13 protein-coding genes are annotated in these 18,334 nt (G+C 35.0%); 8 read left to right on the top strand and 5 right to left on the bottom strand.

What is annotated here, in order from left to right:
* Positions 1–36: 36 nt before the first annotated feature.
* Entirely contained in the window at positions 37–1,155 is a 1,119-nt protein-coding gene (locus DXU93_RS08115) for a pirin family protein (RefSeq protein WP_116880781.1), read from the top strand.
* Between the two features lie 79 nt (positions 1,156–1,234).
* On the opposite strand, the gene lgt is transcribed toward DXU93_RS08115, so the two are convergent.
* The 3 genes from lgt to trhO all read right to left on the bottom strand — a co-directional run bounded on the left by lgt (position 1,235) and on the right by trhO (position 4,090).
* Entirely contained in the window at positions 1,235–2,068 is an 834-nt protein-coding gene (lgt, locus tag DXU93_RS08110) for a prolipoprotein diacylglyceryl transferase (RefSeq protein WP_240623441.1), read from the bottom strand.
* 225 nt (positions 2,069–2,293) lie between these two features.
* Positions 2,294–2,671 (bottom strand): GxxExxY protein, encoded by a 378-nt coding sequence (locus DXU93_RS08105; RefSeq protein ID WP_116880780.1) that lies wholly within the window; start codon positions 2,669–2,671, stop codon positions 2,294–2,296.
* Between the two features lie 333 nt (positions 2,672–3,004).
* Positions 3,005–4,090, bottom strand: coding sequence for an oxygen-dependent tRNA uridine(34) hydroxylase TrhO (gene trhO, locus DXU93_RS08095; protein ID WP_116880778.1), 1,086 nt, complete (start codon positions 4,088–4,090; stop codon positions 3,005–3,007).
* Positions 4,091–4,304: 214 nt separating this feature from the next.
* Between trhO and DXU93_RS08090 the strand changes: the two genes are divergently transcribed.
* From DXU93_RS08090 to DXU93_RS08070, 5 genes are all read left to right on the top strand, one after another.
* Entirely contained in the window at positions 4,305–4,595 is a 291-nt protein-coding gene (locus DXU93_RS08090; RefSeq protein WP_116880777.1) for a hypothetical protein, read from the top strand.
* 218 nt (positions 4,596–4,813) lie between these two features.
* Entirely contained in the window at positions 4,814–6,931 is a 2,118-nt protein-coding gene (locus tag DXU93_RS08085) for a protein-disulfide reductase DsbD family protein (protein ID WP_165851366.1), read from the top strand.
* A gap of 224 nt (positions 6,932–7,155) precedes the next feature.
* Positions 7,156–8,271 (top strand): glutamine-hydrolyzing carbamoyl-phosphate synthase small subunit, encoded by a 1,116-nt coding sequence (gene carA / locus DXU93_RS08080; RefSeq protein WP_116880776.1) that lies wholly within the window; start codon positions 7,156–7,158, stop codon positions 8,269–8,271.
* Positions 8,272–8,298: 27 nt separating this feature from the next.
* Entirely contained in the window at positions 8,299–9,588 is a 1,290-nt protein-coding gene (eno, locus tag DXU93_RS08075) for a phosphopyruvate hydratase (RefSeq protein ID WP_116880775.1), read from the top strand.
* A gap of 277 nt (positions 9,589–9,865) precedes the next feature.
* The gene (locus tag DXU93_RS08070) at positions 9,866–12,619 is read left to right on the top strand and encodes a choice-of-anchor L domain-containing protein (RefSeq protein ID WP_116880774.1); all 2,754 of its coding nucleotides are present in this window, start codon (positions 9,866–9,868) and stop codon (positions 12,617–12,619) included.
* A 63-nt stretch (positions 12,620–12,682) separates the two neighbouring features.
* On the opposite strand, the gene DXU93_RS08065 is transcribed toward DXU93_RS08070, so the two are convergent.
* The gene (locus DXU93_RS08065) at positions 12,683–13,876 is read right to left on the bottom strand and encodes a phosphoglycerate kinase (RefSeq protein ID WP_116880773.1); all 1,194 of its coding nucleotides are present in this window, start codon (positions 13,874–13,876) and stop codon (positions 12,683–12,685) included.
* 226 nt (positions 13,877–14,102) lie between these two features.
* On the opposite strand from DXU93_RS08065, the gene recQ reads away from it, so the two are divergent.
* Positions 14,103–16,295, top strand: coding sequence for a DNA helicase RecQ (gene recQ / locus DXU93_RS08060; RefSeq protein WP_116880772.1), 2,193 nt, complete (start codon positions 14,103–14,105; stop codon positions 16,293–16,295).
* Positions 16,296–16,366: 71 nt separating this feature from the next.
* On the opposite strand, the gene DXU93_RS08055 is transcribed toward recQ, so the two are convergent.
* Entirely contained in the window at positions 16,367–17,554 is a 1,188-nt protein-coding gene (locus DXU93_RS08055) for a M20 metallopeptidase family protein (protein WP_116880771.1), read from the bottom strand.
* Between the two features lie 139 nt (positions 17,555–17,693).
* Between DXU93_RS08055 and DXU93_RS08050 the strand changes: the two genes are divergently transcribed.
* Positions 17,694–18,332 (top strand): MBL fold metallo-hydrolase, encoded by a 639-nt coding sequence (locus DXU93_RS08050; protein ID WP_116880770.1) that lies wholly within the window; start codon positions 17,694–17,696, stop codon positions 18,330–18,332.
* Positions 18,333–18,334 lie beyond the last annotated feature (2 nt).

Below are 18,334 nucleotides of genomic sequence, written 5' to 3'. Positions count from 1 at the left end.
TTTTAGTATTTTCGAAATACAAAATTCATTACAAAGATGAAAAAAAACAATAGAAGAAATTTTCTTGGCAAACTAGGCCTTGGAGCCGCAGCATTAGTTTCAGCACCAGTAATTGGAGGGATGTCTAATATGGAAAGAAAAAACAAAAAAGAAATGAAGAGTATCAAAAAAGTAAGAGCTTTAGGATTTCAATGGGAAACATTAGATCCATTTTTATTTTGTGTTCATCACGAAGATAAATTTCCAAAGGGGAATGATAAAATGGGACCCGATGCTTCAGAGTTAAAAGGTAGACAATTAGGCCAAGATTTTAATATTAAAGACGGCTGGAGGATGTATCATGGGAAAGAAGTGCCTGGTTTTCCAGGGCATCCCCATCGAGGATTTGAAACGCTTACAGTCGTTCGTGAAGGAATGGTAGATCATTCAGATTCTGCTGGAGGTGCAGGAAGATATGGAAATGGAGATTTGCAATGGATGACAGCAGGAAGTGGTCTGTTGCATGCGGAAATGTTCCCACTAATTAAAAAAGAGGCTGAGAATCCACTAGAATTATTTCAAATCTGGTTAAATCTTCCTAAAAAAAGTAAAATGGTAACTCCTGATTATAAAATGTTTTGGGATGAAGATGTTCCTAAATTTAGAGAGGGAAGTGCTAAGATAGAGGTGCTTGTAGGTGAATTGTTTAGTCATAAATCTCCAACTCCACCATTGGCTTCTTGGGCAAGTGATGTTAACAATTATGTTGGTGTGTTTAACATTGAGTTGGATGAAAATTCAACATTTAAGCTTCCGGCAACTGCAGAAGGAATTAATAGAACCGTATATTTCTATAAAGGAACCAATCTTGAGATCGAAGGTCAAAATATTCCTGAATACCATGCTGTTGATGTTGAATCTTCTGTTGATTTAGAAATGACTACAGGGAATAGCAAGATTAAATTCCTAGTGCTTCAAGGACGACCAATTAACGAACCTGTTGTTCAGCATGGGCCTTTTGTTATGAATTCACGTCAAGAAATTCAAGAAGCTTTTGCCGAATATCAGCGAACTCAATTTGGTGGATGGCCTTGGCCAAAACAAGAGCAAGTCCATGATAGAGATATAGGAAGATTTGCTAAATATTCTAATGGAATGAAGGAGTTTAAAAGTTGATATTTTAACCAAAGAACATATGTGATTTGTTATAGAGTTGTAGGGACGATTTACAAACCGTCCCTACTTTAAAAATACATCAATTATTTTTAGAGTTCAGTTTCTTTCCCCAAGCCAATAACATAATAATTATTCCAGCTAAAACGAATGGAATACTTAACCATTGCCCTGTATTAATAATCAAACCTGCATCGCGATCCGCTTGTCCAACTTTTACAAATTCAATAATGAATCTCCACCCGAAAATGAAAACAAGGAAAAGTCCAAATAGGAATCCGTTCTTTTCTTTTAAATTGGTTTTCCAATAGAGTCTAAGTAAAATAAAGAAGCTCAGTATGTAAGCTAATGCTTCGTATAGTTGTGCTGGATGACGATAAACATGCACCATTTGTCCATCAACTTCAACAAGGTTGTTAACACTTTCATGCATGAACTTGAATCCCCATGGCATTGTTGTCGGGTTTCCAATGATTTCGTGATTGACTAGATTCCCTAAGCGAATAAAACATGCCGCAATTGCTATTGGTGCTACTATTCTGTCTAGAATCCACCACACCGATTTTTTGGTTACAAGTTTGCTATAAAGAATAAGTGCAATTAGAATTGCGATTGCCCCCCCGTGACTTGCTAAGCCGCCTTCCCAAACTTTGAAAATATCAATTGGATTTTCGCGATAAATATGCCAGTCATAGAAGAATACATGGCCAAGTCGAGCTCCAACTATCGTAGCTACAACAACATAAATCAATAATTTGTCTAACCATTCTTCAGGAATTCCTTCTGCTTTAAACATGCGTTTAATAACATAAAATCCAATGATTAATCCGGTGACAAATAATATTCCGTATAAATTCGGGGTGCTCCAACCATCAATTAGTTGAGAGTCCATTTTCCAATCAATTCCTAAAATCACAACGTACGTTTTTTAAATGTTCTCGAAAGATACTTTTTTTGAATTAAAGAGTGAGGAGTTTTTTGAAGAATTACGCAGAGTCGCGCAAAGTTTTCGCAGAGTTACGCGGAGATGAACTGAGGTTTGATTGGAGTATTTAGAGTTAAGTTAGGGTTTGGCTGGAGTTGTTTTTTTGGTAGGCGTATTGGACCTTTTTCATTCTCTTTGGTTAAAGAAGGTTGTTTGCTATAAATTATTGACCATTCTTCTAATTCCATGTTTCATTAGCTTTGTTTTAAAATTTAAAAGAAGTCCTAATTTGTATTTGCCAAGTTTTAAATAAGTTAATAATTGTGCCTCGTGAACATCAATTAAAGATTCTACGGTTTTTAATTCGACAACTACTTTTTTCTCAACGAGTAGATCGATGCGGTAGCCTTGGTTTATTTTTATTTCTTTATAGATAATTGGCATTTTCACCTCTTTATCAACCCCTAGTCCAACTTTCTCTAATTCATATATCAAACATTGTTGATAAGCTGACTCTAGTAAACCAGGTCCTAATGTATTGTGTACTTCTATGGCACAACCAATTATAATCGAGGAGATTTCGTTTTCTTTCATTTTGATTTAGGTTTTTAAGTTATTACCTAAGATAAATAAAATTGTTGAATAACAAGGTCTAAAAGAAAACTATTATTGATCCATGCTAAACTTCCATACTTCCACTTCTTATATCTTTGCACAACTTTAAACCAAATGGCCCCCCTCTGCGAAACTTTGCGAAACCCCGCGAAACTCTGCGTAACACTATGCTTCAAGACAGTTTTCCACGAAACCCCTTGAAAACCAAATCCACACAATTGCCACTGCGAAATCTTTGCGTAACTCCGCGAAAACATTGCGCACCTCTGCGTAATCCTATACTTCAAGATTCATCTCTACGTATATCGTCGCTTACTTCTCTAGCTTAACCGCTTCAGCCACCTTAAAAGGCTTTTGATTATTGCTCTTAAACTTTAGCTTTTCAGATCTACCTTTCTTGAAAATTTTATTGCTATTTTCTTTTCCTTTCCTTAATGCACGTTGTTCCTCCTCAGGCAGGTTATGGATTTCTTGACATTCAGTTGAACAACAGTTTTCCATTTTTTCTTTACAACTATCACATTGAATAAATAACAAGTGACAAGCATCGTTCACGCAATTGGTATGTGTATCAGCAGGCTCTCCACATTGGTGACAAACAGAAATAATGTCTTCGGTAATACGTTCACCTCGTCGCTCATCAAATACAAAGTTCTTACCGATAAATTTATTTTCTAAACCTTTGTCAGTACAGTCATTTGCATATTTAATAATTCCACCTTCTAATTGATGTACATTTTTAAATCCTCGGTGTTTATACCATGCAGAAGCTTTTTCACATCGGATTCCACCAGTACAGTACATCACAATGTTCTTATCTTCGTTACCAGATAAGATTTCTTCTTCTATAATAGGTAAAGATTCTCTGAAAGTATCTACGTCCGGAGTGATGGCACCTTTAAAATGACCAACTTCCGTCTCGTAGTGGTTTCGCATGTCAATCAATATCGTTTCTGGATCATTGATTAATTCATTAAACTCATCGGCTTTAAGGTGTTTCCCTTTGTTAGTTACGTCAAAAGTCTCATCATTTAACCCATCTGCTAGGATTTTTTTACGGACTTTAATTTTTAACTTTAAGAATGGGAATTCTGCTTCAGACTCGTCTACAGCTAGGTTTAGTCGAATGTTGTTCAAGAATGAAATTTCATATAGTTCCTTCTTAAATTGTTCAAATTTATCCGCTGGAACACCAATTTGGGCGTTAATTCCTTCGGTAGCTACGTAAGTCCTACCTACGATTCCTAGATTCGACCACATTTGGAAAAGGTGATCTCTAAATACTTGTGTGTTTGGGATTGAAGCATATTGGTAAAAAGAAACGGTAACGAATTTTGTTCCGCGTTCTTTTAGTTTTTCTACCAATTCTTCCTTACTTAATTTATTCCACAGTTGCATGCTATGTATTTTTATTAATGATTAAAGATTTTGCAAAGATAAAGGAAATGTGTGAGTAATTGAGTTTTAGGTTTTTGTTTTTTGCTTTGTTTTCATTTTGCTCAATTGCTTATTCATTCTTAGGGGTAAATTGAGCTGATTAATAATTTGAAGATAAAACTTGTATTAAATCATTAATTATAGTATTTTTAATACACTTTTAAAATTATGAGCCATGCAAGAAGTAGTAAAGACAAAACCCCAAATAATAGAGAAAGAACTTATTCCTCAACTGAAGTTTCCAAAGGAATTGAGTCATGTCCAACAAGAAGGATTGATGGAAAAATTAATTGAAGCAACCAAATTGGGTAATATTGACCATGTGAAGGTTGCGATAGTTTTTGAGGATTCTGAAGGAGTGAAACAAGTTGAAACTACTATTTGGGCAGCAGGATTGAATTATATTTGTTTGAAAGGAGGTATGTGGCTTCCGATTGCAAATATTATAAAAATTGAAACACTCTAACTTTCGAATGATCAATTTTTGAATCCGTAGGAATACAAGAATGATTATATTAATTCTGAAGTTAAATCAAAAGAGATTGTTTAAATTTGGGGCGCGACAGTTTGTCGTGCTTTTTTTTTGCTTACTACTTTGATATTGTAAAAATACAAGGAAATATTAGAAGCCTAAAAGCGTTATTTAACACCATAGAGTTATGCTCTACATAAAATATTTAAAAGATGATTAGATCACTAAGTTTGTTAATAATGATTGTTTACAGTCTTTTTGGGTTTTCTCAAGCTGAGTATCCAGAAGATAAAGTTGATTGGAATTTTACAGTAAACCAATCAGGTTGTGAAGCTGAAATAATTGGTGAATTCACAGTTGATGACCATTGGCATATTAATGCTTTAACACTTCCACCGGATAACTTTGGTATCCCAACAACTTTTAAAATCCATAAATCTTCTAAATTCGATTTAGTAGGAGGTGTGATAGAGCCTGCTCCAATTGAAAAATATGACGAAGAATCTGAAGAGAATCTGCGTTATCACGAAGGTTCTTTTAAAATCAAACAAAAAATAAAGATCAATACAGATAAAGCTTTTGAACTTAAGCTTGACTTTGGTTTTCAACCTTGTGATTCTGTAAAGTGTTTATTCCCTTTCGAAGATGTTTTTACTGTTCAAGTCAAAGGATGTGAAATCAAAGTAGAAGAACCAGAAGATGATGGTTTGATGAAAGTTTCAGATTTGGACGAAAAGAAACCAGAAGAAACAGAGGAAGCGCATTTAATTATTGATGAGTCGGATGAAAATGTATCAAATAATGATGATGCGAAAAGCAATGAGTCTAAAGCTGAAGAAGAGCCTGTTTTCACAGAATCGGGAGAAAAGAAAGAAAGTAAAGGCGATCCTGCTGACCGTTCATTGTGGTGGATTTTTGCTGTTGCTTTTGGAAGTGGGTTAGTCGCATTAGTGACTCCTTGTGTTTTTCCAATGATCCCAATGACAGTAAGTTTCTTTACTAAGCAAAGTAAAACTAAGAAACAAGGGGTTAGTAATGCAATTAAATACGGTGTTTCAATTATTGTAATTTACATCGTTTTAGGAACTGTTGTGACAGGTGTTTTTGGAGCGAGCGCTTTAAATGAGATGTCTACAAATCCTACCTTTAACATAATATTCTTTGTCTTATTGGTAGTATTTGCTGTTTCGTTTATGGGAGCATTTGAAATTAGGTTGCCAAGTTCTTGGGCGAATAAAGCAGACGCAAAAGCAGATAAAGGAGGTTTCATCGGTATATTCTTTATGGCTTTGGCTTTGGCTTTGGTTTCATTTTCATGTACCGGGCCAATTGTAGGTATCTTGTTGGTTCAAGCGGCTTCTGAAGGAGGGATGGCTCCTTTTATCGGGATGTTTGGATTTTCACTCGCTTTAGCTTTGCCTTTTGCTTTGTTTGCAGCCTTCCCAGGATGGATGAATACACTTCCTAAGTCAGGTGGTTGGTTGAATGCGGTTAAAGTTGTTCTAGGATTCTTAGAATTAGCTTTAGCATTTAAATTTTTATCAAATGCCGATTTAGCTTTACAAACACATTGGTTAGAGCGTGAAGTATTCTTGGCGATTTGGATTGGAATCTTTATTGTTCTAGCACTATATTTATTTGGTAAAATTAGATTGCCACACGATAGTCCAATTGAAAAGCTTTCTGTAGGACGAACTTTGTTTGGAACAACAGTTTTGATTTTTGTAATTTACCTTATTCCTGGAATGTGGGGAGCGCCGTTGAAGATTATTAGTGCATTTCCACCACCAATGAGTTACAGTGAATCTCCACTTGGTTTTGGAGGAGGCGGTGCTGCGCCTGTTGCCAAAGGAGACTTTGTTGAAGGAACACATTTAGGACCTCAAAATATTATGGTTTTCCATGATTATGATAAAGCTTTAGCGCATGCCAAGAAAGTTGATAAGCCTTTGTTTGTTGATTTTACTGGACACAATTGTGTGAATTGTAGAAAGATGGAACAAAGCGTTTGGGGAGAACCTGGAATTATCGATATCTTAAGAGATGACGTAGTGATAGTTTCTCTTTATGTTGATGAAAGAATCGAGTTGCCAGAAGAGGAAAAAGTTACAGTGACTTTTCCTAATGGTAGAGAGAAAGACTTGAAGACTACAGGAGATAAAAATATGTACCGTCAAGTTTCTGAATACCAAGTTACGGCTCAACCTTATTACATTATGCAAAATGGAGAAGGTGTTGATTTGAATATCGGTTCAGCAGACTATGAAAACCATAGAAACCCTGAAGATTTTAAAGCATGGTTAGAAGCAGGTTTGAAAGCTTATAAATAAAATAATTAAGAGGTAAAGTCTCTACCATAACTGAAAGGTGTTTGTACATTTATGTAAAAACACCTTTTTTTATTTCTTTAAATGAATATAATGAAGTGATATTTTAGACTTTACATAAACTTGTTTTAGCTGTCTGTGAAAGCAAATAAAAAGTCTAACATTATTTAATTTATTTGAATGTTTAATCACTATAATATATTATTTTTGCCAAAACTATATTAGACATGATTGAACGAGCAAATGCAGTTTTAGTTTTAGAAGACGGAACTACTTTTCACGGTAAAGCAATAGGGAAAATAGGTAAGGCAGCCGGAGAGCTAGCATTTAATACTGGAATGACAGGTTATCAAGAGGTTTTTACAGATCCTTCGTACCTAGGTCAGTTAGTAACAATGACATCGCCACATATCGGTAATTACGGTACGGCAGAGCCTGAGTCAGAGTCAAAATCCATGCAATGTGCTGGTATAATCATTAAAAAGTTTTCAGAAGTCGCTTCACGTGAAATTTCTGATTCATCTCTTCAAGAATTTTTAGAAGAAAACAATAAAGTAGGTATCTCAGATGTTGATACTCGTGCTTTGGTGCGTCACATTCGTTCTAAAGGAGCAATGAACGCAATTATTTCTTCTGTTGATTCAGACTCTATTGAAAGCTTATCCGAAGAATTGAAAAATGTACCTTCTATGGAAGGTTTAGAATTAGCAAGTAAAGTTTCTACTAAAGAAGCTTATGTTTTACCTGCAACTTCAGAAGAAAGTACTTTAAAAGTTGCTTTAATGGACTTTGGTTCAAAAAGTACTATTGCTAAGTGTTTGAACGAGAGAGGATGTGAGGTAAAGGTATTCCCAATGGATACTGCCTTAGAAGATCTTTTGGCGTATAATCCAGATGGGTTTATGTTGTCAAACGGTCCTGGAGATCCTGCAGCAATGACTTCTTCTCACCAATTGGTAAAAGAAATTATTGATACAAATATTCCTGTTTTCGGAATTTGTATGGGGCATCAGTTAATCGCTGCTAGTCAAGGTTTAACTACTGAAAAGATGCACCAAGGTCACAGAGGTTTAAATCACCCAGTTTTAAATCATAAAACAGGAAAAGGTGAAATCACAAGTCAAAACCATGGATTCGTTGTGTCTCGTTCTAGTGCAGAAGGTAATGACAATATCGAAATTACACATTCGCACTTGAATGATAATACCGTAGCAGGAATTGCTTTGAAAGATAAGTCTGTATTCTCTGTACAATATCACCCAGAATCATCGGCTGGACCACATGATTCTAGGTATCTTTTTGACGATTTCATTGCAAACATGAATTCAAATAAGAAATCTTAAATAATTACTTTTTATAAAACCTATATCATGAGTTATATTGCCAAAATTTTTGCACGTCAGATTCTAGATTCTCGAGGGAATCCAACACTTGAAGTGGATGTTTATTCTAATCAAGGTAGATTGGGAAGAGCTGCTGTTCCTTCTGGAGCATCTACAGGTGTTCACGAAGCTGTTGAATTAAGAGATGGAGACGATGAGCGTTACCTAGGGAAAGGTGTTCAAAATGCTGTTGCTAATGTGAATACAGTCATTAACGACGCTTTGAAGGGAACTTATTTATTTGATCAAAAAGCAATTGATCAAAAGTTGATTGAAATTGATGGTACAGAAAATAAAGGTCGTATTGGTGCAAATGCAATTTTAGGTGTTTCTTTAGCTGCGGCAAAGGCTGCTGCAGCAGATGCTGGTTTGTCATTCTTTAAATATGTTGGTGGATTAGGCGCAAACACAATGCCTGTTCCAATGATGAACATTTTAAATGGTGGTTCTCACGCTGATAATAAAATTGACATTCAAGAATTTATGGTGATGCCTTTTGGTGCAAGTTCTTTTTCAGAAGGATTGAGAATGGGTACTGAAATTTTCCACCACTTGAAAAAAGTATTGCAAGAAAAAGGATACTCTACAAATGTAGGTGATGAAGGAGGTTTTGCTCCAAATCTTGGTTCAAACGAAGAAGCAATCGAATTTGTTTTAGAAGCAATCGAAAAAGCAGGGTATAAACCTGGAGAAAATGTTTGGATTGCCTTAGATGCTGCGAGTTCGGAGTTCTATGACAAAGAAAAACAAAAATATGTTTTTGAATCTACTGGAACAGAAATGAATTCAGAAGAATTTGTTGATTATTGGAAAGAATGGACAAGCAAATATCCAATTATTTCAATTGAAGATGGTTTGGATGAGGACGACTGGAATGGTTGGAAATTATTAAATGATGCTATTGGAGACAAAGTTCAATTGGTAGGTGACGATTTATTTGTGACCAACACAAAACGTCTAAAACGTGGTATTGAAGAAGGTTCTGCTAACTCAATTTTGATCAAAGTTAACCAAATTGGAACTTTAACAGAAACAATTGAAGCAGTTCAAATGGCGACTCAAAACTCTATGACTTCAGTAATGAGTCATAGAAGTGGAGAAACTGAAGATACAACTATTGCTGATTTAGCAGTGGCTTTAGGTTGTGGTCAAATCAAAACAGGTTCAGCTTCTAGAAGTGATAGAACAGCAAAATATAACCAATTAATTCGTATTGAAGAGGAATTAGGAGGAAGTGCTTACTATCCTGGATTAGATTTTAAATATATCACAAAATAATATATTTTAAACTTTAGCATAAATCAAACATAGTTTCACTAGATAGAGTGGCTATGTTTGTTTTATGCTTTTTTTTTGCTAACGCTACTCTTATATCAAAATCACTTTTTAACGTTTTGTTTTTCTCATATAAAGTGATGAATTTAATTAGTTTTGATTCTGATATTTTAATTTCTTGTATTTATTCTTAGATTTAAAGAAAAGAATGGCAACGTTCATTTGTTTCTATTCGTTTAATCAATGAACTATATCGTTTATTAGTTTAAATCTACTTAATATGAAAAATTACACATGCTTATCAACAGTTGTAAAGCTGTTCTCTTTTTTATTTGCTTTTTTACTATCCAATAGTTTGATGGGGCAAATCACCTTAACAAATCCCAATATTACACCTGCTTATGCAGTGAATGATGTTCTACTTGGTGCCGGAGTTACAGCAACAAACATAACCTATAATGGAAGTCCGTTGGATGCACAAAATCCTCAGGCCTCCGTTATTGAATTTGCAAATACTTCTCCTGTTTTTCCATTAGATTCAGGAGTTTTGTTACAAACATCCGGAGCTCCAAATATTATAGACCCCGATTTATCGGCAATTACCACAAATAATGTGACCAACGGAACAATCATCGAATTCGATTTTATTCCAGATGGAGATTCGCTTTCTTTTAATTATATTTTTAGTTCTGTAGAATATCAGGGTTATACATGTTCTAATTATAATGATGTGTTTGGATTCTTTATTTCAGGACCAGGGATTTCTGGACCTTATACCAATAATGCGAAGAATATTGCAGTAGTTCCAGGTACAACCAATATTCCAGTTGGAATTAATTCCGTAAATAGTGGAAGTCCTTCATTTGGTGGGTCAGCAGCAAATTGTGCCGCAGTAGATCCAAATTGGACATCAAATTCAGTTTATTTTACGCAGTCTTATAACACCCTTTTTAGCAATTCATCTTTACCTGGTTTTTCATCTTTTAATGGGAGTACAGTTGAGTTAACAGCTAATACTAGTGTGATTTGTGGTCAAACGTATCATATTAAATTGGCAATTTCCAATGTTATGGATACAGGTTTCGATTCTGGTGTGTTCTTGAAGGCCGGATCTTTTGCTTCTGAACCTGCTTTTCAATTAAGTGCAAGTAATCTAACTTCTACATTCTCTGATTCTGTCATTGTTGAAAGTTGTCATACCGGGACTTTCTGTTTTGATCGTACAGCAGCTCAAAACTCTAATCAGGCTGTCGTTTATTTTCAGACTTCAGGAACAGCCACGAGAGGAGTAGACTATAATTTAACCAATACTCAAAATTCTGGTGATAGTGTAGTTCTAGGTATTGGGGTTAATTCGGTTTGTCTTAACGTCGTTCCAATTGATGATGGAATAACAGAAGGACCAGAAAATGTTGAGATAGTAGCCTATTCAGTGAATCCATGTGGAGACACAACATTTAGTACTGGTGAAATTTGGATTGCGGATAGTCCGGTTGATTTAGTACCAAACGCTGGAAATGATACCGTAATATGTAATGGAGGACAAGGAACACTTAATGGAGCTTCAACAATTTCATCTAATGAAATTCTATGGACCTATAGTGGGCCAGGTAACGTTACTTTTACACCCGATGATCAGACTTTAAATGCCGATGTGGCTTTTGATACACCAGGTCAATATATAATGTATTTAACAGAATCAAATGATAGTTGTAATACACAAGTCATGGATTCAATAATTGTAGATTATGAGGAGGTGACTTTAGGTGTGACAAATGATACTACAATTTGTGAAAACGGAACGGCAACTATGGTGGCAACTGGAAGCGGAAGTAGTTCATTTGTTTATAATTGGAGTCATAGCTCTGATTTAAATGGAACGCAGGTGATTACACCAACAAATCAAGATACTTATTCTGTATTTGCTGAATCTGTTCTTGGTTGTTTAACTGATACCTTGGATATAGAGGTTGATGTACTTCCTGAAATTACACTTGTTACTTCAGACTCCTCAACAATTTGTCCAGGAGAAAATATAAAAATTACGGCCAGTGCCTCGGGTGGTGATGGTGGACCGTATAATTATGTCTGGACTGATGATAATGGAGTGACTGTTGGCAATGGAGATCTTATTGATGTTTCTCCAAGCGTTACAACAACGTATACTGTTGAAGTAACAGATGGATGTGAATCTACTCCTAAATCGTCAACGGTTGAAGTTGTAGTAGCAGGCCTTCCAGATATCGTTTTTGATGTTGTTGATGGAGAAATTTGTACTCCTGCGGAGTTCGTGCTATTTAACCAGACTGCTGATTCATTAGTAAATGAAACTTATTGGAATATTTCTAATGGAATGACATTTATGGACAATGACACAATTGAGGTGAATATTGAAAATCAAGGAACCTACGATGTACAAATGGTGGTAGTCACGCCAGAGGGCTGTGTTGATTCTGCCTCAGTAAATGAAATGCTTAGAGTTTATCCAAAACCATCTGCCGATTTTACTTTCTTCCCAATGCCAGCAACAATATTAAATCCGAATGTTACTTTTCAAAATGAAAGTGTAAATGGATATTCATATGAATGGAATTTTGAAGAAGGAGATCCGATTTTTGCTACCTCAGTAAACCCAACGTCTACTTTCCCAAATGATAAAACAGGTGAATATGAGGTGGAGTTGATTACAACTTCAGAGCATGGATGTAAAGATACAAGTACAAATATTGTGGAAGTTATTCCTGATGTAACAATCTTTGCTCCAAATTCATTCACTCCAAATGGGGATGAGTTAAACCCAACTTGGAAACCTATGATTCAGGGTGTTGATAATATGAATGTAACCATTGAAATCTATAATAGATGGGGTGAAAAAGTTTGGGAATCTCACGATCTTAACGTAGGATGGGATGGAACCTATGGTTCTGGAAATATCATCGTGCCAGCAGGTGTTTATGTGTGGAAAGTTAAAGCAAGTAATATGATCAACGACGATAAGTATGTTTGGGATGGAGTACTTAATGTTATAAAATAAAATTGAATTATAAAAAAATGGGTTCCTTATTGGGAACCCATTTTTTTTAAAAATTATATTGAATTAGTCTTTTGTGATCGATTCAATTCCAGGTAATTCTTTTCCTTCTAAGTATTCTAGCATTGCACCACCACCTGTTGATACATAACTTACTTCATCAGCTAACCCAAGAAGATTGATTGCAGCTACAGAATCACCACCACCAATTAATGTGAAGGCTCCGTTTTTTGTAGCATTTACCAAAGCATTCGCAATGGCTACTGTTCCTCCATTAAATGATTCCATTTCAAAAACACCCATTGGTCCATTCCATAAAATAGATTTAGAAGACTGAATAACTTTATTAAACAATTCAATAGAATCTGTTCCGATATCTAAGCCCATCCATCCTTCAGGAATACTATTGATGTTACAAGTTCTTGAATTCGCATCATTGGCAAATTTATCTGCAATAACAGTGTCTGAAGGTAGATGAATTTGAACTTCTTTGTTTTTAGCCATTTCTAAAACTTTATTGGCAGTTTCAATATAGTCGTCTTCTACAAGAGAGTTTCCTACTGAACCTCCAAGTGCTTTAACAAATGTATAGGCCATTCCTCCTCCAATAATAATTTGATCCACAGAATCCATTAGCTTCTCAATTATTGTAATTTTGGAACTAACCTTAGCACCACCAATAATTGCTGTTGTTGGCGGTTTTGGATCGTGTAATAGAATGTCAATATTCTTGATTTCTTTTTCTAGTAAAACCCCGAAATATTTGTCATTCGGAAAGTAATCAGCAATAATAGCTGTACTTGCGTGAGCTCTATGTGCGGTACCAAAAGCATCATTGATATAAATGTCACCATGTTGAGCTAGTTTTTCAGCAAATTCTTTATCACCTGCTTTTTCTTCATCATAAAAACGTAAATTTTCTAATAATACGACCTCTCCCTTTTTAATATTTTTGGTGTATTCAGTGGATTTTTCACCGATGCAATCTTCTAAAAACATAAGTTCTGAACCAACAAGTTGTTCTAATTCAGGAATAATGTGCTTTAAAGAAAGTTTTTCCTCATATCCACCTTTAGGTCTACCAAGATGTGACATTAATACAACACTACCTCCACCTTCTAAAACTTTTTTAATTGATGGAATGGCAGCTTTGATTCTTGTGTTGTCAGTGACCTCTCTTTTTTCATTTAGGGGCACATTAAAATCTACACGGATTAAAGCACGTTTGTTTTCAAAGTTAACGTCTGCTATAGTTTTCATGATGTTGAATTTTTTTACAAAAATAATACAATCTTTAATATAGGATATTGATTCGTATTCACGGTTATACTTAAAATTATGATTGATTGGACTTTAAATAATTGATGCCGTTTTTTAAGGATAATTCACGCTATTTATAAGGAATCTAAATAAAAGCAAAATAGAAGTGTTTAATAATTTGCAATTGTTTATTTTTTGTATATTTAGGATAGAAAATTAGTTAAATATGTCAGTTTCAGGAGTTTCTGAGTTAAATCTTGCGTTACGTAAGTATTTTGGATATGATCAATTTAGAGGTGATCAAGAATCTATTATTAAAAGTATCTTGGCAAAAAAGAACACTTTTGTAATTATGCCAACAGGCGGTGGAAAATCGATGTGTTATCAACTTCCAGCATTGTTGTCTGAAGGAACAGCAATTGTCGTTTCTCCGCTGATTGCACTAATGAAAAATCAAGTAGACGCCATTAGGAATGTAAGTGAAGATGATTCTGTGGCTCACGTTTTGAATAGTTCTCTATCAAAAACAGAGGCTAATAGGGTGAAAGAAGATATAAAAGCAGGGAAAACAAAATTGCTTTATGTTGCACCTGAATCATTAACAAAGCAAGCGAATATTGATTTTTTTACTTCCGTAAAAATTTCATTTTTTGCCATAGATGAAGCCCATTGTATTTCTGAGTGGGGACATGATTTTCGCCCTGAATATAGACGATTACGTGAGATTTTTGAAGCAATTTCAAATGTTCCAATTATTGCCTTAACCGCAACAGCAACACCAAAAGTTCAACAAGATATTCAGAAAAACTTGAATATGTTGGATGCGCATTTATATAAGGCTTCATTTAATCGAGATAACCTATATTATGAAGTGCGTCCAAAGCAGAATGTTGAAAAGGAAATCATTAAATATATCCGAAATCGGAAAGGGAAATCCGGTATTATCTATTGCCTTTCTCGTAAAAAGGTTGAGCAATTATCCGAGGTATTACGTGTAAACGGAATTAATGCACTTGGATACCATGCTGGAATGGATGCCGCAACACGTGCAAAGCATCAAGATGCCTTTCTTATGGAAGAGGTTGATGTGATTGTTGCAACCATAGCTTTTGGTATGGGAATAGATAAGCCAGATGTGCGTTTTGTAATCCATCATGATATTCCAAAATCCCTTGAAAGTTACTACCAAGAAACAGGTCGTGCTGGTCGAGATGGTGGAGTAGGAGAGTGTGTTGCTTTTTATGCGTATAAAGACATTGAGAAACTAGAGAAGTTTTTACAAGGTAAGCCTGTAGCAGAACAAGAGGTCGGAAGACAACTACTTTTCGAAATTGTTTCTTATGCTGAAACTTCAATTTGTAGAAGAAAATACCTCTTACATTATTTTGGTGAAGAATATGACGATTCAAATTGTGCAGAAATGTGTGATAATTGTCGTAATCCTAAAGAGAAAACAGAAGGAAAACAAGAGGTTACTTACCTCCTTAATGCAGTTCTAGAACTTAAGGAAATGCAAAGAGCAACGCATATTTGTTCTTTCTTAAACGGAGAAGACACCACAGAAATTAATTCATACAAACACAATACGCTTCCGCATTTTGGTATAGGTAAAGAAAATGATAAAGTATTTTGGAATGCTGTAATACGTCAAGCACTTGTTGCAGGATTAATATCTAAAGATATTGAGTCTTATGGTGTAATTAAAATGACCGAAAAAGGACGAGATTTCTTAGAAAACCCGCATTCATTTACTTTGGTGAAAGAGCATGATTATACTAAATTTAGTGATGATACCGATGCTTCGATGGGTGGTGGAATGAAGGATGCTTTTGATGAAGTACTTTACCAGAGTTTATTAGATTTACGTAAACAAATTTCAAGAGATAAAGACATTCCTCCTTTCGTGATTTTCCAAGAAGCAAGTTTGAAAGATATGTCTTTCCAATATCCTATTACAAAAGAAGAATTGACAAATATTCAAGGTGTTGGACAAGGTAAAGCAAGACGTTATGGTGCGCCATTCTTAGCTTTAATTAAAGAATATGTTGAAAGCAATGAAATAGAGCGTCCACAAGATATGGTGGTAAAATCTTTGGTAAATAAATCAGGATTAAAAGTTCAATTGATTCAAAATATTGACCGAAAACTTCCATTAGAGGATATTAGCAGTTCACAAGGAAAATCCATGGATGAAATTATTGATGAAATAGAAATGATAGTTAACTCTGGAACAAGAGTGAATATTAATTATTACATCGATGAAATTTTAGATGATGATAATCAAGAAGAGATTTACGATTATTTTTCAGAAGCAGAAACAGATTCTCTTCAAGAAGCATTTGATGAGTTTGATGGAGATTATACTGAAGAAGAATTGCGTTTAATGAGAATTAAGTTTATGTCAGAGATGGCCAATTAATAATTTCAGTTAGAAATGAAAAAAGCACATTCAAAATAGATGAATGTGCTTTTTTTTGAATCAAATATTGCTTATAAACACGACATAACCATCATCTGCATTCCTGTTTTTAATGCTTCATGATCAATGTCGAATTTGGAATTATGAACTCCGTGAATAATACCTCTTTCTTCATTTCTTACACCTATTCTAAAGAAACACGTAGGAATTTCTTGAGCGTAAAACGAAAAATCTTCAGCCGTTAAACGAATAGGAAGGTCATGAACATTTTCTTCTCCAAGCCAATCATTGGCCTTTGAAACAAAATTTCTGGTTAGGTCTATGTCATTCTCCAAAAAAGGATATCCTTTGCTGATGTTTACCTCTGCTTTGGCACCGTGTGCCTCAGCAATTCTCTCAGACTGATGAATAATTTGCTCCAATGCTTTTGCTCGCCATTCTTCATTCATTGTTCTAAAAGTCCCTTTGATATGAACCTTTTCCGGAACTACATTTGTCGTTCCAATGGCTTCAAAATGACCAAAATTTAGAGCGCAAGGAATTTTTGGGTCACATTTTCTGCTGACAATTTGTTGTAAAGAAGTTACTATTTCTGCGCCAACCAGTATACTGTCAATTGTTTCGTGTGGAGTGGCACCATGTCCACTCTTTCCTGTAATATCAATATATACTTCATCACATGAAGCCATGTATAGTCCTTCTTTTGTCCCAACTTGGCCTACGTTGAAATCCGGGAATACATGTAAAGCATACATTTCTTTCACAGTAGGGTTTTGAAGACATCCTGCTTGAATCATTAAACTTGCTCCTCCAGGGTTTTTTTCTTCGCCTGGTTGAAAAATTAACTTTACAGGATCTTTTAACTCATTTCTCATGCTGAACAGGATTTCTGCAGCACCAAGAAGTACAGATGTATGTACGTCATGACCACATGCGTGCATTACACCCTCGTTTTGTGAAGCATACTCAACATCGTTTTGCTCTTGAATTGGCAATGCATCAATGTCAGCACGTAATCCAATGCAACTTTGCTCTTTCGTATGATGATCTCCCTTAATCATTGCCATAATTCCAGTATCAGCTATACCCGTTTCATGCGGAATACCAATTTTCGTAAGCTGTTCCGAAATAAATTTCATGGTCTCAAATTCTTGGTAAGACAACTCGGGATTTTTGTGTAAATGCTTTCGGTAAGCAACTACTTTTTCAAAAAGCTCCTCTGACTTTGCAATGACTTGATTTTTTATGCTTTTATCCATGAATCTATATTTTTGATGTTGTGAATTTTAATTTTTACTTAAAATCTATACTTTACAATTACAAAGATGCTAATTTTGGAGTTAATTCACTAAAGTTAAAGCGCAACACTTTGTTTGTTGTCATGATTAAAATAGCGTTATGAAAATAGTTAAGTTCACTTTTAACCCGATTCAAGAAAATACCTACTTGGCAATAGATGACAATAAAAACGTTGTAATTATTGATCCAGGTTGTTACTTCGAAGAAGAACGGCAATTACTTAGAGATTATATCAGTAAAAATGAGTTAAATGTCAGAGCATTGCTAAATACGCATGGGCATTTAGATCATATTATGGGTAATGACTTTGTTAAACGTGAATATAATGTTGATTTATATCTACACGAAAAGGATGTCGTCACTCTAGAAATGGGAGAAAGAAGTGCACAAATGTATGGACTAAATCAATTTCAAGCCTCTCCTTTACCAGATGTATATATCAAGGAAGGTGAAACTTTAACTTTTGGAGATATTTCTTTTGAGGTCATATTTTGTCCAGGTCATGCTCCAGGTCATGTCGTTTTTTATAGTGCTAAAGATGAGCTTGTAATTAATGGAGACGTGCTATTTAAAGGAAGTTATGGTAGAGTGGATCTACCAGGAGGAGACTTCAATACATTAAAACATTCTATAACGGAAAAGATGTTTAACCTTCCAGATCAAACACTCGTTTATACGGGACATGGTCCGGAAACAACTATAGGAGAAGAGAAAAAAAGTAATCCTATTCTCTGGTAGTG

It is taken from the genome of Brumimicrobium aurantiacum, assembly GCF_003402975.1.
Classification (GTDB): domain Bacteria; phylum Bacteroidota; class Bacteroidia; order Flavobacteriales_D; family Crocinitomicaceae; genus Brumimicrobium; species Brumimicrobium aurantiacum.
Note: the sequence above shows the minus strand (reverse complement) of the source record. Positions and strands in the feature narration are given on the sequence as shown.

Excerpts from the sequence above, each read along its gene's own strand:
- trhO (WP_116880778.1), bottom strand. The coding sequence starts at position 4,090 with ATGCAACTGTGGAATAAATTAAGTAAGGAAGAATTGGTAGAAAAACTA.
- DXU93_RS08090 (WP_116880777.1), top strand. The coding sequence starts at position 4,305 with ATGCAAGAAGTAGTAAAGACAAAACCCCAAATAATAGAGAAAGAACTT.
- DXU93_RS08085 (WP_165851366.1), top strand. The coding sequence starts at position 4,814 with ATGATTAGATCACTAAGTTTGTTAATAATGATTGTTTACAGTCTTTTT.
- DXU93_RS08055 (WP_116880771.1), bottom strand. The coding sequence starts at position 17,554 with ATGGATAAAAGCATAAAAAATCAAGTCATTGCAAAGTCAGAGGAGCTT.
- DXU93_RS08105 (WP_116880780.1), bottom strand. The coding sequence starts at position 2,671 with ATGAAAGAAAACGAAATCTCCTCGATTATAATTGGTTGTGCCATAGAA.
- DXU93_RS08070 (WP_116880774.1), top strand. The coding sequence starts at position 9,866 with ATGAAAAATTACACATGCTTATCAACAGTTGTAAAGCTGTTCTCTTTT.
- carA (WP_116880776.1), top strand. The coding sequence starts at position 7,156 with ATGATTGAACGAGCAAATGCAGTTTTAGTTTTAGAAGACGGAACTACT.
- recQ (WP_116880772.1), top strand. The coding sequence starts at position 14,103 with ATGTCAGTTTCAGGAGTTTCTGAGTTAAATCTTGCGTTACGTAAGTAT.
- DXU93_RS08065 (WP_116880773.1), bottom strand. The coding sequence starts at position 13,876 with ATGAAAACTATAGCAGACGTTAACTTTGAAAACAAACGTGCTTTAATC.
- DXU93_RS08050 (WP_116880770.1), top strand. The coding sequence starts at position 17,694 with ATGAAAATAGTTAAGTTCACTTTTAACCCGATTCAAGAAAATACCTAC.
- DXU93_RS08115 (WP_116880781.1), top strand. The coding sequence starts at position 37 with ATGAAAAAAAACAATAGAAGAAATTTTCTTGGCAAACTAGGCCTTGGA.
- eno (WP_116880775.1), top strand. The coding sequence starts at position 8,299 with ATGAGTTATATTGCCAAAATTTTTGCACGTCAGATTCTAGATTCTCGA.